This is a genomic window from Acinetobacter sp. 2JN-4 (assembly GCF_003687745.1).
Taxonomy (GTDB): Bacteria; Pseudomonadota; Gammaproteobacteria; order Pseudomonadales; family Moraxellaceae; genus Acinetobacter; species Acinetobacter halotolerans.
Genome location: NZ_RDNY01000006.1, coordinates 127,283 through 147,690 on the forward strand (window position 1 = coordinate 127,283; position 20,408 = coordinate 147,690).

The window sequence follows — 20,408 nt, forward strand, 5'->3', positions numbered from 1 at the left end:
AGCATTCCTGCAAAGTATTTAATGGGTAAACGCTCGAACTTCGATGTGTTGTTCTGCAAATTTTTGACGAATTATTTGAGCTATTTGCACAGCTCCCATCGTATCACCATGCAAACAAATCGTATCTGCTTGGATAGACGTAAAGTTTCCTTCAATGGATTCCACGCCGCCTTTTAGGATCATATCAAGAACACGTTGAGCCACAATCTCTGCATCATGTAAAACAGCCCCAGTTTCAAGACGAGAAACTAAAGTGCCGTCATCGTGATAAGCTCTATCGGCAAAAGCTTCTGATACAACTGTCAAACCTTGCTTTTGAGCAAAATCAATCAATGGTGAGCCAGCCAAAGCCACCAACGTTAAGTCTGCATCAAATTGTAGAATCGCATCAATCACCGCTTGGGCTTGCGTTAAATCTGTCGCGATAGTGTTATATAAAGCACCGTGCGGTTTGACATAGCTTACTCTGGTTCCCGCAACATGCGCCAAACCGTGTAAAGCTGAAATTTGATAAAGTACATCGGCAAGTAGTTCATCATAAGATAAGGTCATTTTGCGCCGACCAAAACCAACTAAGTCAGGATACGATACATGTGCCCCGACATTTATACGAAGTTTAGCTGCTTGTTTTAATGTTTTAAGAATATGGAGCGGGTCGCCTGCGTGAAAGCCACATGCAATATTTGCACTACTCACAATAGGAAGAATTTGCTCATCATTGCCCATGCTCCATGAGCCATAGCTTTCGCCTAAATCGCTATTTAAATCAATACGCATAATGACCTTATATTTTTAATTTTCCGAAAAAGCAGATCGTTTCTACCTACCGTCTAAAATGCTAACAGAAAACTCGGTTGAAAATCTTTAGGTCCTGATAGATTTTGCAGTCAATAGCGCTCTTTCATAATTATTGAGCCGCTTTGTATTTCCCATAGATAGAAACAAAGAGAATTTGTGAAGGTAGCTAATGAATACTTAATCTACATCATTTCACTTAACTAAAATTTATTTTTAAAGCATTAAATCGCAGTTGTTGTCATTTTTAATTATCTACATTTTATTAAAAAAACCCACCAAAATAAGGTGGGTTTAAGGCTTAATTTTTAATACAGCTTTTCTTGACCTTTCAATCTGGTTTTAAAACGACGATGAAACCACATATATTGGGTCGGCTGCGTTCTGATTTGATTTTCGAGAATCAAATTCACTCGTGTTGCATCTTCCACCTCATCAAGACCCGGAAAATGATCTAACGTTGGTTCCAATAAAATGTGATATTGGGGATCTCGAATATCGCCTTCACGATAAAAGAATAAAGGAATGGCTGATGCTTTGGTAATTTTCATCAATCGGCGATGTGCGGTTAATGTTGCGGCCTGTACACCAAAAAACGGTGCCATAACGCCTTGTTTCAAGCCAAAATCTTGATCAGGGCTGTACCAAATTGCATGACCATTTTTCAAACTATGAATTAATCCTTTCATATCATCTTTCGAAATTTGATTCTTATAAATCGTCGCTCGACATCTACGGATCAACATATCTAATAAAGGATTGTTTTGTGGACGATAAACAACATCAAAATCAAAAAAGCAACTGCTTACATAACCGCCAGCATCCAACAATGTGGTATGGCTACTGAGCAATAAAACCCCCTTACCCTGTGCTTGCTGAAGATGCTCTAATCCATGAATATGTATGCGCTTTTTAAACCAACTCGGACAATACCAAGCATTCAATGCTTCAAAGACACCGAGCATCATATTAAAAAAGACTTGTTTAGCATCTTCTTGGATTTCAAGTTCACTTTTCTCTGGAAAACACAGTTCGAGATTTCTAATCGTCGTTTTACGTCTAGATTTTAGATATTTCCATCCTAGTTTAGACAAACCTTCTGCTAATCGCCATTGGATGGCCCAAGGAAGTATTGCAAATATCATCAAAACCAGTATAGCTATCCATATCCCCCAATATTTAGGCAATAGAAAAGACCACTGAAACTTACTTGCCTCATGGTGTCGCTCAACATTCATAGCGGATAGCTTATTAGGAAAATCTAGCAAGACTAGCACATGTAATTTCTTAATGTTTTTAATTCTCGTATCCGTAGTCATCCATATTCACAATTTTTTGCCAAGTCATTCCTATAAATCACGATAAGCATAACCATATAAAAATCGTCTACATATGCTAAATAAAATATTTGTGTTCTTTGTGTACAGCCATTGCGAATATTAAGCTGGTCTTTCTTGAATTAAACCATAAGATTCAATGGATAATATATATATGATTTTATTAATGAAATATGATGTCGATATAAACACTATTCAGCGCACATATCTCCACATATCGTGCTCATAACTACCTTAGTGTAATCGCTGAAAACCTGTAGCATGAAATCTCAATAACGAAGGAAGATAATAATGTCAGGTTTCAAAAGTTTTTCTGAAAAGACCACCAAAGATGAAAATACTAAACAAGTTCAAGCGAATGAACATTCACAAGTAAATCCATCTCCCGAAACAAAACCTGATAAGACGCCTACCCCAGAAAGCGAACAGAGTGAAAAAGCGGATCCAAATAACAAATAATTGAACATCGTCAAAGTCTAAAGCTCATTAGGCCTTGCCCACAGAAAATGAACCCCACCTAAATTTGATAAATTTCAAACTCAACTTGAGATGAAATTTGTGTGATGGCGTGGGGTTTATTAATATGCCAAGTTCATCATGTTTGCTGCAAGCGAAGATGTAACATATGTGTTGCGATGGTATGACGTATTCGATCAGGACGATCTTGGAAATATCGTTCGCTTAAACCGTCTCCTGATAAATCCTCAACCACGTCATAGCCCATTTGTATCACGGTTTGATGAAGTCGTTTAGGTCTAAACTGTCCTAACAAAGGTTCTTTTAGAAAGCGGGTAAATTGAGAAACAAATAAACTGCCAAAACGTTCAACGCCCTGCAACTCGCGATAATCAATTGAATAATCCAAGACAATTTCACTGTTTGACGCTGCGATTTTTGCAATACTTTTTAATGTATTCAAAGTTGTTTTTGGTTCAAGGTAATGGGTTGTACCCAACCATGAAAAAAATGCAGGCCGATCTTGTTGGAATCCACTTCGCTCTAATGCTTCAGCGATTGATTCCTTTTCAAAATCAATTGCGACAAACTCAACATTGGTTGGGATCTCACCAAACTCAGATAATTTTTTCTGTTTAGCGACTTGTGTATCAGGATGATCAACTTCAAAAATTTTTAAATTGGGATACTGCCCTGTTTGACGGAGAGTAAAAGAATCCAATCCCGCACCAACTAAAACATATTGTTGAATACCTTGCGCAATCGCTTGTTGAAGCAAATCTTCTGCATAGCGGGAACGACCGACGACTTGTCCAGTTAATAATCCTAACGTTCTGTTAAATATCGATGAGTTCATTACTTTGGCTGTCAATGATGTGGTCAATAACTTTTTCCAAGCTGAACTGGTTAATTCAAATGCATAAGGATCTGAAAATATTGGATGAGATGCATACAAAAAATGATTGGCTCTTAATGCTGCAGCAGCCTCAGCCGTGCGACTTGATTGTCCTTTTTTCATATTTTCCTTCCTATTTTAAATAATCAAAAAAATAAGCAGCAAATTCCATCCTCAGATAAAATTTACTGCCCGTTTACTTATCTAAAATTATTTAGTTTTTTCAGTTTGATAAGTCACTTCATAATCATTCAAATCCATATGCTTTAAACGTTGTTTCAGTTTCTTTAATGACCAAGGCCAAGCAGCAAAATTACGTCCATTGGCATCTAAATAATAGCTCTTACAACCGCCAGCATTGAACACAGTGGTTTTTAGATGCTTTTGTACCAATTCATTATGCTTTTTGATCACGTCAGACTTAATGTTTAATTTACCAATATTTTGCTCTTTGATTTTCAATAAACCATCGACAATATAATCAAGCTGCGCTTCTGCCAAACCAATAAACGAATCATAAACCAGAACATTTGGTCCTAACACTAAGAACGCATTGGGTACGTTTTCAATGCTGGTACCCAAATATGCTTCTGGAGAAGTACTTTTCCATAAGTCATGTAGGCACTCACCTTTTTCATTAGAAACACGCTTACCAATCGGCGGATGCGAAACTTCAAAGCCTGTTCCCCAAATGATCACATCTACTTCTTGACGTTCACCATTTGCAGAAATAACAGTATTGCCTTCTACTTTCACTAACCCATGTGGAATCAGTTTGACATTCTCTTGCTGTAATGCTGGGTAATAGTTATTTGCGAACAATAAACGCTTACAACCAATGGTAAAGTTAGGCGTTACATTTTTACGTAATTCAGGATCTTCGATCTGGAATTTTAAAATCAGTTTAGCCAGCTCACCTACAGGTTTTAACACCGCTGGATTACGTAGCCCGAAATTGATCGCATTGAGTGACTGAGCAACAGCTTTACGCCATGTTTTTTGAATCAGTGGATATTTTGCAATCAGTGATTTGCTCACTTCACCTAAATCAGTATCAGGCTTCGGTACGACCCACGGCGCTGTACGTTGGTAAACATACAATTCCTTCGCTAAAGGCTGAATCTGGGGCACAAATTGAATTGCAGATGCACCCGTACCAATCACAGCGATACGCTTACCCGTCAAATCATAATCATGATTCCATTTAGCTGAATGGAACATTTCACCTTTAAATGTTTCTAAACCATCTAATTTTGGAATCTGTGCTTCGGTAATCGGTCCAGTGGCAAAAACCACAGTTCTAGACAAATATTGACCTTTGTTGGTATCAATCACCCATAAATTACGTTGGTTATCCCAAGCAGCATTCGTCAGCTCAGCACCAAATTCAATTTTTGAACTGACATTGAAGTTTTCGCTGACTTCTTCTAGATAGCTTAGAATCTCAGGCTGACGTGCGAATAAGTGACTCCATTTTGCACTTGGTGCAAATGAATATGAATACAATGCTGATGGCACATCACATCCACAACCCGGATAAGTGTTTTCACGCCATGTACCACCTACACGATTGGCTTTTTCAATGATTTTGTAATTGGTATAGCCCACTTGATCAAGTCGAATCGCGGTGGCAATCCCTGAAATACCAGCACCTACAATAAAGCTGTCATAGATATGTGCAGGTAATGCTTTTTTCTCAGCTGAGTTTAATTTTTTTGCTTGAGCTGTCATTTAAAAAATCCTATCCATCGTTTAGATTCACGGCGGCGTCTTGCCGAGTTCTCATCTAAATTTCGTAATTAGCCTTCGGCTCGACCTACTTTTCTTTCGGGAAAAGTAGGCAAAACCATTTGTCATCCACAAAACCTGTTCACTTGTTTCATATATTTAATTCCTTCGTAAATACAAAACCTTATACTCTTCTGATACTACGCAGGTTGCGGATGACATTTCCGTGTATCAAATTCTGGCAAAAGTTTTGGTATTTACTTGGGTTACTTCATAAATCTGTACGAGTTGCCTAAGAATTTCGCATATAAGTTCGGTGCAGTACGTTTCATTAACCAGAAAAGCTTAGCGTCAATCTGAGGAATGGTATAAAGCTGATCTTTATCCAAACGGTTTAAAGTCAGTTTCGCAACCTTATCACTGGTGGTAAACGCCAGATTGGTCAAGGCATAATCCAATATCCCTTTATGCGGTACTTTGCCATTTTTAATGATGTTGGTCGGAACCAGCGTTGGACACAGGACATTAACCTTAATGTTGAATTTTCTAAGCTCAGCAGAAAGCGTCTCGGATAACGCACGAACCCCCGCCTTACTAACGTTATAGACCGCCATTTCAGGTGCAGCGGTATAAGAAGCAGCAGATGCGACATTGATTATGGCACCATGCCCAAGTTGTTTAAACTTAGGTACGAAAGTACGGCAACCATGAATTACGCCCCACAAATTGACATCCATACACCATTGCCAATCTTCTGTGGTCATCTCATCAAACTTGCCACCCAATCCAATACCAGCATTGTTAATCACAAGCGTGACAGGGTTCTGCATCACCTGTTCTGCTTGCTCTGCCAATTGTGTAACTTGTTCAGCCTTACTGACATCACATTGGATAGCAAAGGCTTTTTGACCCAGTTGCTCGATCAAAGAAACCGTTTCATTGGCTGCATCCAGATTGATATCTGAACACACAACAGTTCCGCCGCGCTTTGCCAGTTCAAGCGCAAAACTTCTTCCAATCCCACTACCCGCACCCGTCACAACAGCAAATGCTTTTTGACTGGGCTTTGGTTTTTTAGCAAATAATTTCATATATACAATCCAACAATCAGGTTTTTATGCGCCGAGCTTATGCAGAGGCTGCACGTACTGGCGGTACAAATTCTTTAAGAAAATAAGGCGTCAATAAACCTGTTTCTGGGTCTAATAATCGCTGTTTGTAATATTCCATATAGGCTGTGGTGTCATGATCATTCGGATGAAAGCTTGGACGTAAATACTCCAAAATGTGCATGAAGCTACTGCCAAATACCCCACGCTCACTACCAAACAATAAAGCAGTGCTTTCTAACATATCTTTCATATAACGTGGGTTGATCAAATTGCTTGGTTTACGAATAAAGGGAATGAGATAACCACCCAACGAAACTCCGCCAAGGATGGTCAAACTTGCCAATAAGAAACCTGTCACTCTGACCCAGTAATCACCCGATAATTCTAAAAATACATCATAGGCAATATCTTTATGCTCAGACTCTTCTAGCATGTGCCACATCCACATGGCTCGCTGTCTTTCATCTTGAGAACCAAGAATATAGTCCTCATGCTGCATCATAAATTCAGCTAAAACAGCGGTATAGTGTTCAATACCTGCCATCAACGACAGTTGTAATGAATGTGGAAGTTTATAAATGCCGTACTCAAAAACTTTATCCGCAATCGCACGAAGCAACTCAACTGGATAATCATTTTCTTTCAGCACTTCATCATTAAACTGATTGTGTACTTTAGAATGGATCGCTTCTTGTCCAATTAAAGAGGTCAGTCTCTGCTTTAAAATAGGGTCTGTTATAAAGTCTCGATGATAACGTGCTGTTTCAATAACGACATCTTCGCCAAACGTTAAAAATATTGATAACGCATGGAAATAAGATGTTGCCAACTCTTTATTTAAGAAGAACTTTTCATCAAGTTCTGTAGGGTTGAATTTAAAATCAAAATGACGAATCGGAATTGGAGATTTGTTCACGAAGTTCTGAACAATCCCCTGATATTTGGTACTTAATTTGTCATTAAAGACATTTCGGATAATTTGAGCAACCATTTTCGATTCCCATAAAATAGTGAAAAAATTAAATAAAACAGCAATGTATCAATTGAAACAGTAAAATTGGTTATAAGATTATTTCTACAATTTTGACTGTCTCAATGCCTCAACAATTGGATTAGATCGTGCTATCAAATCATTAAGCTGCTTGAACTTTAGGCGTAAACTCTTTCACAAAGAAAGGATGCAATGCCCCGCCTTCTGATAGTAGTTTTTGCTTATAGTATTCAAGATACTTCGATGTATCATGATCATTCGGATGGAAGTCTTTGCGTAAATAATCAAAGATTTGTCCTTGCGTGCTGCCAAACACGCCATCTTTAGGACTAAAGATCAGCTTTACGCCTCGTTTTGCATCTTTCCAGAATTTAGCCGTCAACATCTCTTGAGGTTTACGGAAAACGGGCACCAGTGAGGCTGAAAGTGGAATCAGTCCTAAAATCGTAAAGTAAGCAAGCGCAAAGCCACTGATACGCAAGGCGTAATTACCATTCAAAACTTCATAGACATCATAAGCAACATCTTTATGCTCAGACTCTTCCAACATGTGCCACATCCATAGCGCACGAGTTTTAGCGTCCTCTGAGAAATAGAAGTTTTGTTCATGCTTCATCATGTATTCAGCAAGTACAGCAGTAAAATGCTCAATACCTGCCATCATCGACAGTTTTAATGGTTGCGGAAATTGAAGAAAGATATATTTAAAAAAGTTTGAACCTAAGAAACGATACAAAGTCACTGGATAACCGAGTTCTACGATCGCATCGTTAAATTCATTATGTAGTTTAGAATGAATCGCTTCCTGACCAATCAATGAAGTGACACGTTGCTTTAAGATCGGATCTTTAAGTAAATCTCGATGATGACGTGCAGTTTCGATGACAAGATCTTCGCCATAGGTCAAAAACACAGAAAGCGTAGCAAAAAAAAGCGTAGCGAATTGGTTGTTCATATAAAATGAGAGATCAACCTTCTCACCTTCAAATCCGATTGCTAGGTGACGAATTGGGATAGAATCTTTACTCGCAAAATCAATTTGTTTAGCAAGTGGGTTTGGCTTAAATAGACTAAAGGTCTTTTTCACTGTGTTCGCAATCATAGCAACACCCTACATTCAGTTGAGCGGAGTTAGCTCGTGATATGACACTCCATTAAGCTCATTAACCATGGTTCTTGGAGCATCTCTATCTTTTAAACAGTGGATAGCTCATTGAAGAATCATTCGGGAAGATATTTCTGAACTTAATATTCGATAGGACTACTGTAGACTGATCTTATGTTCGGATTCAATTCGGGTAATTTTCAGTTTTCCACGCTTATCAATAACCGATAATTTGCTCATTTTCTAATGAAATAAAGAGTGCTTTAAATAACTTAAAAATAAAATATTTATCATAAATATCAATATATTATTTAAAACAAAATAAAAAACAACGTTATAAAATCTTGGGGTAAAATGTCTATTCAATAGTTTTATTACAAATTTAAAATGAATATTAAAATTTTAGTAATTTTATTTGTTCGGATTAGAAACCCTGATCTTCTATAATATTCATCAGCATGTTAATCTGACACTATGTTCGGATTTTAGTAAAACCACTATGGCTACACGTAAACCTCGTCAAGCACGCTCAAAAGTGACCGTAGATACTATTATTGAAGCAGGTTTTATCGCTGTCGCAATGCATGGTACCAGTGGAACCACCACAAGACACATTGCAGATATCGCAGGTGTCAGTGTCGGCTCGTTGTACGAGTATTTTAAAAACAAAGAAGAAATCTACGATGCGATGGCCAAAACTTTCGTCAAAGAAGTTTTAGATATGGTCAAAGAACTCACGCCGATCATCATTGAACAAGAGTTAGAACCCTTGTTTGAAATGATTTTTTATACTTTCCGAGATTTGTTAACGCGGGATGATGATCGTTATTTAATTTGCTTAAGATATGCAACTGAACTTAAATATGAAAGATATATCAGTCAGATTGAATATGCATTGATGGATGTATTGATGAAATACATGATCCGTCATCCTCGATATTTAAAAGTAAACAATCTTAGCGTGACAGCTTATATTAGTATTAATAGCAGTATTTTTAACGTGGCACGCCATCTGATTTTACCAAACCCACAAATTAGCTTTGATGAAATGGTCAGAGGATTGAGTACCATGATCATCAGCTATATCGAGGCAGAATTGGCAAAAGCTGAAGGTTGATTTAAGTCGTTTTTAAATAGATTCCTTCATTGCCAAACGTGATGCATGCGGTGTTTTCCCATACCAGCGCTTATAGGCATGGATAAAGCTGGTCGCTTCCGCGTAGCCGAGCCATTCAGCAATCTGTTCAATCGAAGTTTGCGGTAAAGATAAATAGTAATCTGCCAAAATTTTGCGAACATCCTCTCTAATCTTAATAAAAGTTGTGCCTTCATTAACCAAGTGACGGCGCAAAGTTCTTGAATTGAGATGCAACCGATCAGCCACGATTTCCATTGAAGGTATCTCTCCTTTGGTATGCATCAAGACTTGTTGTACGTGGTGCGAATATTTTTTTTGTGATTGTCGCTTCTCTAAAATTTGACGGCATTGTTGTTCCGCATGCTGCAAAGCCAATTCATTTGCCATACGCAGTTTTTGGTTTACTTTTTCAACATCGAGAATAATAAAGTTCTTGATCTCACCAAACTCTGGGACGATACCAAATAAATCAATATAGGTTTGTACATCACCCTTAGGCTGAAAAGAAAATGCCAAGGCTAAGCAGAAATTTTCTGGTATCAAATCTCTTTGAACAGTCACTAAAGCGGCGATATCTCGCTCAATAATAAATTGAGAGAGAAATTGAGGAATCCCCTCATCGACTGCGATCTCAATTCGAATACCTCGTTCTTCCTCAGAAACAATAAACTGGGTAAACGCAAAAGTTAATGGGAAATATGCCAAAGCAAAATCGAGTGCTTCACGAATATTGGCAGCACTCATTAGTGCTAAACCCAACGAGCCAAAAGTGGTGAAATGGTAGCGTGTACCAACCTCTAAGCCCAACATCGGCCTATGACAAAGCTGTTCAACCAAATTACCAATCAGTTGTAATTCCTGTTGTGCTGTTACAGCCATATTCGGATCAAGTAAGTGCTGTTGATCTAAGCCCGTTCCTTTTAATATGAGCTGATAATCAACACCCAACTCTGCTGCAAAATCAGCCATCAATCGAACACTATGTATACTTCGATCAAATGCCCATGCGTACGTCAATGTACATTTCCAAATGTCCTCGAATCACAATATTTTGTCCGCATCCATCCTCTAAATCAATAGCTTTAACCACTATTCTATATTCTTTTATCGATTGCCCCTCTTTCCCAATCGTGCGAGCAGACCATGTCAAAACCATCATCCAATTCAAATAAAAATATCCGTATCGCCATTATAGGAACAGGCTTTGGTGGATTAGGGCTTGCCATCCGATTAAAACAAGCGGGTTTCAATCAGTTTACTTTATTTGAAAAAGCTGGGGATGTTGGTGGCGTTTGGCGTGATAACACGTATCCAGGTGCGGCCTGTGACGTACCCTCGCATTTATATTCGTTTTCCTTTGAACAGGAACTTGGCTGGAAAAACCGTTACGGGACTTCGCAAGAAATCCATCAATATTTACGTCATTGTGCTGATAAATATAAAATTCGACCTCATGTTCAGTTTAATACTGAGATCGCTAGTGCAGACTTTAATGCAGAGCAAGGGCTATGGCAGATTCAAAGTACAACAGGTGAGAAATTTGAAACAGAATTTCTGATTGCGGCAGTCGGTCAACTGAATCGACCTGCTTATCCAAAAATTAAAGGCATTGAACATTTCAAAGGCAAAGCATTCCATTCTGCGCGTTGGGAACATGATTATGATTTAAATCATAAACGTGTCGCCGTGATTGGTACAGGTGCTAGTGCCATTCAGTTTGTGCCAGAGATCGCTAAACAAGTCGCGCATTTAAATGTATACCAACGTTCTGCACCCTATGTTATTCCAAAGCCAGACCGCATTTACTCTCCGCTTACTCGCAAAGCTTTTCAAAAGCTACCGATCTTGCAAAGCCTTGATCGTATGTATCAGTATAGTTATAACGAAAGTGTTCTTAAGGGCTTTACCATTACCCTCAATGAAATCCCGCTCGTGGAATATATGTTTCAACGCCATATTCGCAAGGAAATCAAAGATCCTCATTTCCGCCATCAGTTAATGCCTGATTATCCAATTGGTTGTAAGCGTATTCTGATTTCTAATTATTGGTATGAAAGCTTAATTCGACCCAATGTAGAAGTCATCAACAACGATATTGAAGAAATCACAGAAACAGGGATCGTCGATAAAAATGGTACTTTGCGTGAAGTTGATGCCATTATTTATGGGACTGGATTTGCAGCAACTGATTTTATGGCACCCATGCAGATTACAGGTTTAAAAGGCACAACCTTAAAAGAACAATGGCAAGACGGTGCCGAAGCATATTTAGGCTTAACGGTGAGTGGCTTCCCCAATTTCTTTATGTTGTATGGACCCAATACCAACCTTGGACACAATTCAATTGTGTATATGATTGAAAGTCAGGTGAATTATATTATTGATGCAATTCAAACCCATATTCAAAAGAACTTGTTATTTACAGATTTAAAAGCCGATAGACAACAAAACTTTAACCAAGAAATTCAAGAAAGAATGAAAAGCACCATGTGGTCGCAAGGCTGCAACAGTTGGTATCAAACTGCGGCAGGAAAAAACACCAATAATTGGCCTGGTTTCACTTTTGAATATCGTCAACGAACCCGCCGCTTTGATCTTGAACATTATGTTCAAGTCCCAGTGGTGTCCAATTAAGACACGATCATAAAAACAAAGGATAGATGAAATGAAAACATTTAAAGATAAAGTTGCAGCGATCACGGGTGCAGGATCAGGTATTGGTCAAGCATTGGCAATTGCTTTGGCTAAACAAGGATGTAACCTTGCACTCTCGGATGTCAGTGAAACAGGCTTGGCGAATACAGTGGCACTGATACAAGCATTTCCAGTCAAAGTCACAACACAGAAAGTAGATGTAGCAACACGTGATGAAATCGCAGCTTGGGCAAAAAATGTGGTAGAACAACATGGCAAAGTGAATTTAATTTTTAACAATGCAGGTGTTGCACTTGGCAGTACCGCCGAAGGTGTAAGTTATGAAGATCTTGAATGGTTGATTGGAATAAATTTTTGGGGTGTGGTTTATGGCACCAAAGAGTTTTTACCTTATCTAAAACAAAGTGGTGATGGACATATCATCAATATTTCCAGTATGTTTGGATTGACTGCGCAACCGACCCAAAGTGCTTACAATGCCAGTAAATTTGCAGTTCGTGGTTTCACTGAGTCCCTGCGTCAAGAACTGGATATCGAAAACTCAGGTGTGAGTGCAACCTGCATCCATCCGGGTGGTATTCGTACCAATATTGCCAAAGCTGCACGTATGAATAACAGTGTCACAAGTCTAGGGATGGATCCTGCCAAGAGTCAGGACGCTTTTGATAAATTACTACGTACACCTGCCGATGAAGCTGCAAATTTAATTTTAAATGCGGTACAAAAAAATCGTCGTCGTTTACTGATCGGTGCTGATGCGAAAGCGGTTGATGCCATTCAGCGTTTATTTCCTCAGGGTTATCAAAAACTTTTTGCGACTGCAACCGCATTGCAAGCGCGTTTTATGAAATAACACTTTTGTTGCTTAAATTCACCGTTGGCTTAACAACGGTGAATTTCCCTACTGTTTTATTCAGCCAAATCTTCTAAAAAATCGAAAGTCGGCACAAAGAATAAACTACCTGAAACAGGTGTACTGAAATCAAGTAAACGATCTACGTGACCATTTTCTTTTCCGAGAAACATATTCTCTAACATGGTCTTGGTGATATTGAATGAACGAGAGTATCCGATAAAGAAAGTACCCGACTCTCCTTCAGATGGATTGGAAAATGGCATATTTGCTCTGAGAATTTTTAACTCATTGCCATCAGCATCATGTGCTTTACTCACGACATTATGTGCATTTTGTGGTTTTACATCATCACTTAGTTCAACATCATCATATTTCTTTCGACCAATTACTTTTTCTTGTTCTTCGGTACTTAGTGCTTTCCACATCTCCATGTTATGTAAATATTTTTGGATAAAGACATAGCTGCCACCAAGAAACTCAATATCTTCTTCACCGACATAAGCAATCTCTTTAGCGATTTCATGTTCAGGATTTTCTGTACCATCCACGAATCCTAAAATTGCACGACCATCAAAATATCTAAAACCTTTGGTTTCACTGATTGGATAGCTGCTCTGTTTGAGTTGATCATGAATAATGGAAGCTAGCTCATAGCAAATCGCCATTTGATTGGCACGAATATGGAAAAATAAATCACCGGAGGTGGCAACTGCCGTGTACTTGGAACCTTTGATCTCTTGAAATGGTTGCAGTTCTTTAGGTTTATTCAAATCTGGAAATAGAAGATCCCACGCATGAGAACCAATCCCGACAGAAGCACTAAATTGGCTATTCGGGAAACGATGCGCCATACTTCGTACCAAGGCTGAAAAATTGGCGAGAAAGTCGATAATTCCTGAATGATCAGGATTACTATTGATGCCGAGAACAATAAATAATGCATTTTCGCCAGCAAGATTGTTAATAACAGGCTGTGGTCTTAAAGGTATATTCATAATTTTTAGGAATAGTAGAAAGCAAACCCCTATCCTACACAAATCAATGCGTTAGGTACCAAATTCATCACAAATTTTTACTATTTATATAAAACAAAACTATCACCACGACAGAAACTAGCCAAAGTTAAATTTAGCTGTTTCGCCATCTCAATCGCCATACTGGTCGGGGCTGAAATCGTCGCCAATAAAGCAATATTGTATTGTGCACATTTACGGATTAACTCATAACTAGCACGACTGGTCATGACCACAAAGCCCTCCGCGACATCCATGTTTTGCTCTGCTAAATAACCCAATAATTTGTCTAGAGCGTTATGACGACCAACATCTTCAAACAAAGCAATGATCTGACCTTTCACCACCCAAGCCGCAGCATGTGCACCTCCCGTCAATGCACTGATTTTTTGTCTGACGTTGAGTTGAGCTATTGCGGCTGGAATTTGATTGAACCATGTCGTGGAAACTTGTGTGCTGACCACTGGCAAGTTTGAATACAGCTGCTTTAAACTTTCAATGCCACACAAACCACATCCCGTTCGCCCAACCATCATCCGACGCTGCTGCTTTAATCCCATAAAGGCTCTAGCTGAAATGTCCATATCAACTTGAATACCCAGATCATTTTGACTAATTTCTAGCGAATACAATTCCGTTAAACTTTGCAAGATGCCTTCGGACAAACTAAAACCTTTGGCAAACTTCTCAATGTCAGAAGGTGTTGCCATCATCACCGCATGAGAAATTCCGTTGTAGATGAGTGCCACAGGGTATTCTTGAACAATATAATCCAGTTGATCTTCAGAAACATCATGATGAAATCGATGCACTTGCATTGTTTCATAGCCTAATTTTTGTGCTTCCACTCTATTACTCTCTTTTCCATATCACTGGATTAAAATATTTTTATAAATCTAGAAAGTTATGCACCGCTGACTCTTTCGTTGGCATGTTCTGGATCGACTTCAACTGCCAAATTGAAATGTTCAGGAGCTTGTCCTGCATGCAAAATAACGGGAACACTTTTCGACGCAGGAATTTTGGCATATTTATCATGGCTACCCAAAGCCACCAGTGGGTTGGTTTCAGGATAGTACGCAGCTAAACTTCCTTTTGGAATGTTATAAGGCACGATACGGAAACTATGCACAATCCGCTTCACGCCATCGGAGAATACACTTTCAATATCCACCCATTGATCTGCTTCAAAACCAGCCTCATCAATATCAGTTTGATTCATGAACAAGACACGTCGCTGCCCATACACACCACGATAGCGATCATCTAGACCATATAAAGTCGTGTTGTACTGATCATGCGAACGTGTGGTCATCAAGGTATAAACCTGTTGTTCACTATAAGCAGCAACATATTGGTTTTCTTTGTCTTCATAGACTTCCGTCAACGGCGTAATCAAAAACTGCGCTTTGCCACTTGGTGTATTCCAAACATGTTGATTAGCTGGATGTTCTAAATGAAAACCGCTCGGTTGATAGACCCGTTGATTAAAATCATGAAATTCATCAAACACGTCTGCAATCGAATCACGAATGCGATCATAGCTCTCGATATACCATTTCCATTTGACGTTACTATCAAGCAAAGTTGCTTCAGCCATTCGTGCCACAATATCAGGTTCAGATAAGATATTCTCCGAGATTGGCAGGTTTCGTCCTGCCGAAAGATGGACATTGCTCATTGAGTCTTCAACGGAAATTGCCTGAGCGCCATGAAGTTGCATGTCTACCTCGGTACGCCCGAGACAAGGTAAAATTAAAGCATCCTTACCGCAAACCAAATGGCTTCGATTCATTTTAGTGGCAATATGTACTGTTAAGTTACAACGCTTTAACGCTTCTTGCGTATAAGGCGTATCAGGGGTTGCGACGGCAAAATTCCCACCTAAGCCAATGAATACTTTTACCCTATTTTCATACATTGCCTTAATGGTATCGACTACACCAAAACCATGTTTACGTGGTGATTGAATTCCAAACACACGATCAATGCTATCCAGCAATTTATCACTCGGATTTTCATTAATTCCCATGGTACGGTCGCCCTGCACATTACTATGTCCACGTACTGGGCATAAACCTGCTCCGGGACGGCCAATATGTCCTCTTGCCAGCATTAAATTGGCTAGCATGTGGATATTGGCGGTACCATGACGATGCTGAGTAATCCCCATACCCCAACAGAAAATAGCTTTTTTCGCATCAAGAAACATTTGAGCTATGGATTCTAAATGTTCAGGTGAAAGTCCTGTGTGTTTATGAATCTGAGACCATTCAGTGCGATCAATCTCTGCTAGCATTTCCTCAAAACCAATCGTATTCATCTCGATGAAACTACGGTCAAATACACTTGCCTTATCTTTGGCTATGGCTTTTTTGTCCCATTCAGATAAATGTTTAAGTACACCAAATAATAAAGCGTAATCCCCACCGATTTTAGGCTGGAAATAATAACGGCTAATCGGCGTACTACCATTGGTCATCATTTCCAAAGGGGCTTGAGGATCTTGGAAACGCTCTAAACCACGCTCTTTGATTGGATTGATTGCAATAATATTGCCTCCACGTTTGGAGACTTCTCTAAGCGTTGCCAACATACGAGGGTGATTGGTTCCCGGATTATGTCCAAAACTAAAAATCGCATCGGCTTGATCGAAATCATCCAAAGTGACTGTGCCTTTGCCTAAACCAATCGCATCTTTCAAGCCAACGCTGGTGGTTTCATGGCACATATTGGAACAGTCTGGAAAATTATTGGTTCCAAAACTTCGTACAAACAGTTGATACAAAAAGGCAGCTTCATTACTGGTACGGCCAGAGGTATAAAATGCAGCTTGGTCAGGATGATCTAAAGCATGTAAATGTTTGGCGATCAATTGGAATGCATCATCCCAAGAAATTGGCACGTATTTATCTAATGTGGGATCGTAACGCATTGGATCAGTTAAACGCCCTAAGTCCTCAAGATAAAAATCACTCTGCTCAGTCAACCAACTGACAGTATGTTGAGCAAAAAATTCAGGTGTTACGGTTTTACTGGTTGCTTCAAAGGCAACTGCTTTTGCACCGTTCTCACAAAAGTTAAAGGCATGTGCATCTTTCTTTTCAGGCCATGCACAACCTGGACAGTCAAAACCTGTTGGTTGATTAATGTTGAGTAAAGTGATTGACCCTTTTTTCAAAATATCTTGACGTTTGAGATTGCGAGCAACGCTTAATAATGCTCCCCACCCACCTGCGGGTTGAGTATAAGGCTCAATTCGGGCATATCCTGTATTTTCTTGCTTATGTTTGGTTTGTTCTAACTCATTCATCGAATTGCCCTCATTTGAGCTATTTTTCATGTCTACTTGATAAGGGTGTAACACAGAAAGTGAAGATTTTCTATTCTGAATTGGTTAGATATTTTTTGTTTTTTGAGGACTACCCCAAAATAATATTTATAAATTTAAATAATTAAATCACAGCCTTAAAGTAAAAAACTCTGTGAAAAGCTATGGGTTGAATTTAATTTTCGTGTGAACATTCAAACATTAAATGGCGCATTCGTTTAATTTTGGGATAAAAAACTGACTAACGAATGCTCAAATCGCTAGTCAGAGAGATAAACTAAATTATGGGTTAAGTTCATACAATTAATGTTGTTGCTGAGACAAATGCTGCACTTGGGTCGCAGTTTGCTTTTGCTGAGAAGGCATATAATCAGGCTGATGACTCACGGCAAGAAAGAAGAAAACTAAAAATAAACAACCGAATAAAATACTCATCCCAACCGTAATATATGGGAACTTTTGTGGCTTCTGAGACATATCATCTGCTCCTAAAATCATAAATTTCAAATTTTGAAAAACTAAATCGTGGTCAGTGCTCTATAACCCGCACCATTTTGAATACGGGTTTGCATGTATTCGGCATAGACCGATAATTTTTCAAAAATATGTTCTGAATAAAACATATCTTCAATGAGATGGCTGGCTTGACTTCTGTTGAACTGACCAATTTTCGAGACAAGATTTGCATTTAAATCTGAAAACAACATACAAAGCGTTTTATGCCATTCATCTTTATTTTTGAACAATAATTTTCTAATATTAATCAGATCATCATTGACTATGCTTTTTGCTACATCTGCATGAATCACATCAATTTTTATATCGAAATACGCTTGCAGTATGTTGCGTTGTTCATCATCTATAACTAAATGGCTAATCAAGAAAATATGAGAGATATCTGTTCGACATAGTGCTTTGACCAAGCTTCGATAAAGGAAGTCTTCTTCGCTTGTCATGTGATCAACCAGATCAAGATGGAGTTTGAGGCTCTGAATTACATCTTCAACCTTTAGATTGATACTTCTTTCGGCCTGATAGTATTGATTCAAAATTGAGAACACCGATGACGCAACAGGCGTGGTATAGATCACAGCTTGATTTAGATTCGCGATAATAAATGGTGCAAATAAATAAGCCAGATTATTATCGTTTTGCCCAATTTTTGCTTGTGCGATATACGCTATTTTCTCTTTAGAGAAATCTCTAAGCACCTTTGCACGTAACAAGGTCGCCTCTAGATTTACATATTCAAGCGCGAGCTGTTTTTGCATCGATTGCGAAGGTGTTGTCTCTTTAAAAAACCGAGTTATCGCATTTAATTGCTTCGTCACAAACATCGTCATACGCCCTTAAGTCCAAATCAAATTTTGAGCGACCATGCAATTATTGCAGTAGATACCAAATAAGTTGCTTCGTTCATGCTGTTATTGTGAAGGAATGAGCAATGGGTGAATAGCGACAGAGTTTGACTAAAAAAATATAACAGATTATTCATATACTCTCATTCTGTTATAAAATTAAAGCACTTAATGCTGCATTCTCATAAACAGAGTAAATTTGGACGCGTAACCTTATGTATAAATCAGAACAGTTGGCGCATAAGCTTAAACTTCTCATCGAGAATGGTACGTGGCAAGCGCATAGCAAATTACCCTCGTTACGCGAGCAAGTACAAATCTCGGGTTTTAGTTTAATTACAGTGATGAATGCTTACCAAGAACTAGAAGCACAGGGACTGATTTATTCAAAAGAAAAATCGGGTTATTTTGTCGTGGAACAAAGCAATCCAAACATTCCCCAAGCCTATTCTGTGGTTTCTTTAAATCCTAAAATTGAAATTAACTCGTTGGTTTTTAAATACCTGAAATCTATTCAGTCCAAACAAGTCAGTCCTTTGGGTTCGGCCTTTCCAGAGAGTCAATTGCTCTATCCGCCCAAGCTCATTCAAATTATGGGACAACTGGCACGTAATCGGCATAGCTATGATCAAACCTCAAACCTCCCACCAGGAAACTTAGCGTTAAGAAAATTGATTGCTCAACGCTATTGTATGCAAGGGATCCCAACCGAAGCAGATGATATCGTTATTACATCAGGAGGTTTAGACGCACTTAATCTTTCTTTGCAAGCGATTACGCAACCGGGCGATTATATTTTATTGCAACAAACCATCTTTTATGGCGCATGGCAAGCGGCTGAACGTTTGGGTTTAAAAGTCATTACCATTCCCGAACACCCTCAGCATGGTTTTGATCTTGAAGCATTTGAGCAAGTGATTCGAGATTATCCAATTAAAGTATGTTGGTTCATGCTGAATGCACATAACCCAATTGGATTTACCGTAAGCGAAGAAATTAAATATAAAATCGCAAAGCTTTTACATGAGCATCAAATTCATTTGATTGAAGATGATGTCTATGAAGAACTATTTTATGGTCACCAAAAACCATTGCCAATGAAGTACTTTGATCAGCAAAATTTGGTATTACACTGCTCTTCTTTTTCAAAAACCTTGGGTTCAGGTTTTCGTGTAGGCTGGGTTTATGCAGGCAAATTCTCAGAGCATATCCAACATTTGCAACTGATGAGTACCATTTCAGCGAATGCATTGATTCAAAATGCACTGGTTGAGTTTCTTTCACATCATCATTATGAAAAGCACTTAAGAACACTTCGACGCACTTTAGAAAAAAATAAAAAGCAATTTTTTCATTATCTGAAACAGCATTTACCCCGAGGCTGCAAAGTTTATAACTATCCAAGTGGTTTTTTTCTTTGGATTCAACTGCCTGACAAGGTCAGTAGTATGCAGGTGTATGAACAATTGATTCAGCGTCAAGTCGGTGTTGCCCCTAGCCCATTATTTAATGTTTTGCCCTCTCATCAACAATTCATCCGTATGAATTGTTCTTTTGATTGGACTGAGCAGATTCAACACGCCGTTGAACTATTTATTGCGGTTATTCAGGAGGGAATGTAGTTTACTGCACTATAAA

General features: G+C 38.7%; 18 protein-coding genes. 5 read left to right on the forward strand and 13 right to left on the reverse strand.

Going from position 1 to position 20,408, the window contains the following annotated elements:
- Positions 1–18 precede the first annotated feature (18 nt).
- Both EAH57_RS10260 and EAH57_RS10265 read right to left on the reverse strand, forming a co-directional pair.
- Positions 19–777 carry a LamB/YcsF family protein gene (locus tag EAH57_RS10260; protein ID WP_121929973.1) on the reverse strand — a complete coding sequence of 253 codons (759 nt, stop codon included), beginning with the start codon at positions 775–777 and terminating at the stop codon, positions 19–21.
- 326 nt (positions 778–1,103) lie between these two features.
- Positions 1,104–2,033 (reverse strand): lauroyl acyltransferase, encoded by a 930-nt coding sequence (locus EAH57_RS10265; protein ID WP_121929974.1) that lies wholly within the window; start codon positions 2,031–2,033, stop codon positions 1,104–1,106.
- 390 nt (positions 2,034–2,423) lie between these two features.
- Here EAH57_RS10265 and EAH57_RS15970 point away from each other — a divergent pair, with 390 nt between their 5' ends.
- Positions 2,424–2,591 carry a hypothetical protein gene (locus tag EAH57_RS15970; protein WP_171407437.1) on the forward strand — a complete coding sequence of 56 codons (168 nt, stop codon included), beginning with the start codon at positions 2,424–2,426 and terminating at the stop codon, positions 2,589–2,591.
- 136 nt (positions 2,592–2,727) lie between these two features.
- On the opposite strand, the gene EAH57_RS10270 is transcribed toward EAH57_RS15970, so the two are convergent.
- From EAH57_RS10270 to EAH57_RS10290, 5 genes are all read right to left on the reverse strand, one after another.
- Complete coding sequence (locus tag EAH57_RS10270; protein ID WP_121929975.1) at positions 2,728–3,606, reverse strand: class I SAM-dependent methyltransferase; 879 nt, start codon at positions 3,604–3,606, stop codon at positions 2,728–2,730.
- 87 nt (positions 3,607–3,693) lie between these two features.
- Positions 3,694–5,214: a flavin-containing monooxygenase gene (locus EAH57_RS10275; RefSeq protein ID WP_121929976.1), complete on the reverse strand. Its 1,521-nt coding sequence runs from the start codon at positions 5,212–5,214 to the stop codon at positions 3,694–3,696.
- A 263-nt stretch (positions 5,215–5,477) separates the two neighbouring features.
- The gene (locus EAH57_RS10280; protein WP_004671704.1) at positions 5,478–6,302 is read right to left on the reverse strand and encodes an SDR family NAD(P)-dependent oxidoreductase; all 825 of its coding nucleotides are present in this window, start codon (positions 6,300–6,302) and stop codon (positions 5,478–5,480) included.
- Positions 6,303–6,339: 37 nt separating this feature from the next.
- Positions 6,340–7,314: a metal-dependent hydrolase gene (locus tag EAH57_RS10285; protein ID WP_005196571.1), complete on the reverse strand. Its 975-nt coding sequence runs from the start codon at positions 7,312–7,314 to the stop codon at positions 6,340–6,342.
- A gap of 142 nt (positions 7,315–7,456) precedes the next feature.
- Positions 7,457–8,416: a metal-dependent hydrolase gene (locus tag EAH57_RS10290; protein ID WP_004671706.1), complete on the reverse strand. Its 960-nt coding sequence runs from the start codon at positions 8,414–8,416 to the stop codon at positions 7,457–7,459.
- Positions 8,417–8,918: 502 nt separating this feature from the next.
- Between EAH57_RS10290 and EAH57_RS10295 the strand changes: the two genes are divergently transcribed.
- Positions 8,919–9,536, forward strand: a complete 618-nt coding sequence (locus EAH57_RS10295; protein ID WP_004671708.1) for a TetR/AcrR family transcriptional regulator — start codon at positions 8,919–8,921, stop codon at positions 9,534–9,536.
- Positions 9,537–9,548: 12 nt separating this feature from the next.
- Here EAH57_RS10295 and EAH57_RS10300 read toward each other — a convergent pair whose 3' ends face one another.
- Positions 9,549–10,574, reverse strand: coding sequence for an AraC family transcriptional regulator (locus tag EAH57_RS10300; RefSeq protein ID WP_121929977.1), 1,026 nt, complete (start codon positions 10,572–10,574; stop codon positions 9,549–9,551).
- Positions 10,575–10,700: 126 nt separating this feature from the next.
- Here EAH57_RS10300 and EAH57_RS10305 point away from each other — a divergent pair, with 126 nt between their 5' ends.
- Positions 10,701–12,191, forward strand: a complete 1,491-nt coding sequence (locus EAH57_RS10305) for a flavin-containing monooxygenase (RefSeq protein WP_121929978.1) — start codon at positions 10,701–10,703, stop codon at positions 12,189–12,191.
- Between the two features lie 31 nt (positions 12,192–12,222).
- Complete coding sequence (locus EAH57_RS10310) at positions 12,223–13,065, forward strand: SDR family NAD(P)-dependent oxidoreductase (protein WP_121929979.1); 843 nt, start codon at positions 12,223–12,225, stop codon at positions 13,063–13,065.
- A 56-nt stretch (positions 13,066–13,121) separates the two neighbouring features.
- Here EAH57_RS10310 and EAH57_RS10315 read toward each other — a convergent pair whose 3' ends face one another.
- From EAH57_RS10315 to EAH57_RS10335, 5 genes are all read right to left on the reverse strand, one after another.
- Entirely contained in the window at positions 13,122–14,063 is a 942-nt protein-coding gene (locus EAH57_RS10315; protein WP_121929980.1) for a Dyp-type peroxidase, read from the reverse strand.
- Positions 14,064–14,143: 80 nt separating this feature from the next.
- The gene (gene fdhD, locus EAH57_RS10320; RefSeq protein ID WP_416240491.1) at positions 14,144–14,899 is read right to left on the reverse strand and encodes a formate dehydrogenase accessory sulfurtransferase FdhD; all 756 of its coding nucleotides are present in this window, start codon (positions 14,897–14,899) and stop codon (positions 14,144–14,146) included.
- Positions 14,900–14,985: 86 nt separating this feature from the next.
- A complete protein-coding gene (locus tag EAH57_RS10325; RefSeq protein WP_121929982.1) occupies positions 14,986–17,394 on the reverse strand; it encodes an FdhF/YdeP family oxidoreductase in 2,409 nt (802 codons plus the stop codon).
- Positions 17,395–17,715: 321 nt separating this feature from the next.
- Entirely contained in the window at positions 17,716–17,889 is a 174-nt protein-coding gene (locus tag EAH57_RS10330) for a cbb3-type cytochrome oxidase assembly protein (RefSeq protein WP_147440123.1), read from the reverse strand.
- A gap of 41 nt (positions 17,890–17,930) precedes the next feature.
- Complete coding sequence (locus tag EAH57_RS10335; RefSeq protein WP_213071148.1) at positions 17,931–18,749, reverse strand: hypothetical protein; 819 nt, start codon at positions 18,747–18,749, stop codon at positions 17,931–17,933.
- Positions 18,750–18,985: 236 nt separating this feature from the next.
- On the opposite strand from EAH57_RS10335, the gene EAH57_RS10340 reads away from it, so the two are divergent.
- Positions 18,986–20,392 carry a PLP-dependent aminotransferase family protein gene (locus tag EAH57_RS10340; RefSeq protein ID WP_121929985.1) on the forward strand — a complete coding sequence of 469 codons (1,407 nt, stop codon included), beginning with the start codon at positions 18,986–18,988 and terminating at the stop codon, positions 20,390–20,392.
- The last annotated feature ends 16 nt before the right edge of the window (positions 20,393–20,408 follow it).

Excerpts from the sequence above, each read along its gene's own strand:
- EAH57_RS15970 (WP_171407437.1), top strand. The coding sequence starts at position 2,424 with ATGTCAGGTTTCAAAAGTTTTTCTGAAAAGACCACCAAAGATGAAAAT.
- EAH57_RS10270 (WP_121929975.1), bottom strand. The coding sequence starts at position 3,606 with ATGAAAAAAGGACAATCAAGTCGCACGGCTGAGGCTGCTGCAGCATTA.
- EAH57_RS10310 (WP_121929979.1), top strand. The coding sequence starts at position 12,223 with ATGAAAACATTTAAAGATAAAGTTGCAGCGATCACGGGTGCAGGATCA.
- EAH57_RS10330 (WP_147440123.1), bottom strand. The coding sequence starts at position 17,889 with ATGTCTCAGAAGCCACAAAAGTTCCCATATATTACGGTTGGGATGAGT.
- EAH57_RS10325 (WP_121929982.1), bottom strand. The coding sequence starts at position 17,394 with ATGAATGAGTTAGAACAAACCAAACATAAGCAAGAAAATACAGGATAT.
- EAH57_RS10260 (WP_121929973.1), bottom strand. The coding sequence starts at position 777 with ATGCGTATTGATTTAAATAGCGATTTAGGCGAAAGCTATGGCTCATGG.
- fdhD (WP_416240491.1), bottom strand. The coding sequence starts at position 14,899 with ATGCAAGTGCATCGATTTCATCATGATGTTTCTGAAGATCAACTGGAT.
- EAH57_RS10285 (WP_005196571.1), bottom strand. The coding sequence starts at position 7,314 with ATGGTTGCTCAAATTATCCGAAATGTCTTTAATGACAAATTAAGTACC.
- EAH57_RS10335 (WP_213071148.1), bottom strand. The coding sequence starts at position 18,749 with ATGTTTGTGACGAAGCAATTAAATGCGATAACTCGGTTTTTTAAAGAG.
- EAH57_RS10275 (WP_121929976.1), bottom strand. The coding sequence starts at position 5,214 with ATGACAGCTCAAGCAAAAAAATTAAACTCAGCTGAGAAAAAAGCATTA.
- EAH57_RS10280 (WP_004671704.1), bottom strand. The coding sequence starts at position 6,302 with ATGAAATTATTTGCTAAAAAACCAAAGCCCAGTCAAAAAGCATTTGCT.
- EAH57_RS10290 (WP_004671706.1), bottom strand. The coding sequence starts at position 8,416 with ATGATTGCGAACACAGTGAAAAAGACCTTTAGTCTATTTAAGCCAAAC.
- EAH57_RS10315 (WP_121929980.1), bottom strand. The coding sequence starts at position 14,063 with ATGAATATACCTTTAAGACCACAGCCTGTTATTAACAATCTTGCTGGC.
- EAH57_RS10265 (WP_121929974.1), bottom strand. The coding sequence starts at position 2,033 with ATGAATGTTGAGCGACACCATGAGGCAAGTAAGTTTCAGTGGTCTTTT.
- EAH57_RS10295 (WP_004671708.1), top strand. The coding sequence starts at position 8,919 with ATGGCTACACGTAAACCTCGTCAAGCACGCTCAAAAGTGACCGTAGAT.
- EAH57_RS10340 (WP_121929985.1), top strand. The coding sequence starts at position 18,986 with ATGTATAAATCAGAACAGTTGGCGCATAAGCTTAAACTTCTCATCGAG.
- EAH57_RS10305 (WP_121929978.1), top strand. The coding sequence starts at position 10,701 with ATGTCAAAACCATCATCCAATTCAAATAAAAATATCCGTATCGCCATT.